The sequence below is a fragment of the Parabacteroides distasonis genome (assembly GCF_004793765.1).
GTDB lineage: Bacteria > Bacteroidota > Bacteroidia > Bacteroidales > Tannerellaceae > Parabacteroides > Parabacteroides distasonis_A.
The window spans coordinates 1-955 of record NZ_SRYM01000134.1 but is presented as its reverse complement, the minus strand read 5'-3'; the positions used below and the strand labels follow the sequence as shown (position 1 = coordinate 955).

Genomic DNA, 955 nt, shown 5'->3' with positions numbered 1-955 from the left:
ACGGGGACATCGTGGTTTCCGACCTGCGCCTGCCCGACGGCAACGGTATCGACCTATTGCGTTGGATGCGCAAGGAGGGCAGGATGCAGCCCTTTGTCATCATGACCGACTATGCCGAAGTGCATACGGCGGTTGAAAGCATGAAACTCGGTTCGCTGGACTACATACCCAAGCAACTTGTGGAAGACAAACTCGTCCCTCTGCTCCGTACCATATTGAAAGAACGGCACACCGGACGAAGCCGTATGCCCCTGTTCTCTCGTGACGGCTCGGCGTTCCAAGCCATCATGAAGCGGATAAGGCTGGTAGCCCCCACCGACATGAGCGTGCTGATATTCGGAGAGAACGGCACGGGCAAGGAGCATATCGCCCACTTGCTGCACGATAAGGGCAAGCGGGCAGGAAAACCGTTTGTGGCTGTGGACTGCGGTTCGCTCACCAAAGAACTTGCGCCGTCGGCTTTCTTCGGACACGTCAGAGGCGCATTCACAGGTGCGGACAGTGCCAAGAAAGGTTATTTCCATGAGGCGGAAGGCGGCACGCTGTTTTTGGACGAGGTGGGCAACCTCGCACCGGAAACCCAGCAGATGCTACTCCGCGCCATACAGGAACGGAGATACCGTCCGGTAGGTGACAAATCTGACCGTAGTTTCAATGTCCGCATCATCGCCGCCACCAACGAGGATCTGGAGAAGGCGGTCAATGAAAAGCGTTTCCGGCAGGACTTGTTGTACCGTCTGCATGACTTCGAGATAACCGTCCCGCCGTTGCGCGACTGTCAGGAGGACGTCATGCCGCTGGCTGAGTTCTTCCGTGAAATTGCGAACCGGGAACAGGAATGCGATGTCATCGGCTTTGACGGAGAAGCCCGCAAGACATTGCTGACCCATGCGTGGCCGGGCAATGTCCGTGAGCTTCGTCAGAAAATCATGGGCGCGGTGTTGCAGGCACAGAC

General features: G+C 57.2%; 1 protein-coding gene. It reads left to right on the top strand.

Features of this window, described 5'->3' with window-relative positions; translation table 11 throughout:
* The coding region (locus E5342_RS19045; protein ID WP_135960084.1) for a sigma-54-dependent transcriptional regulator at window positions 1-955 on the top strand (955 nt) is incomplete at both ends.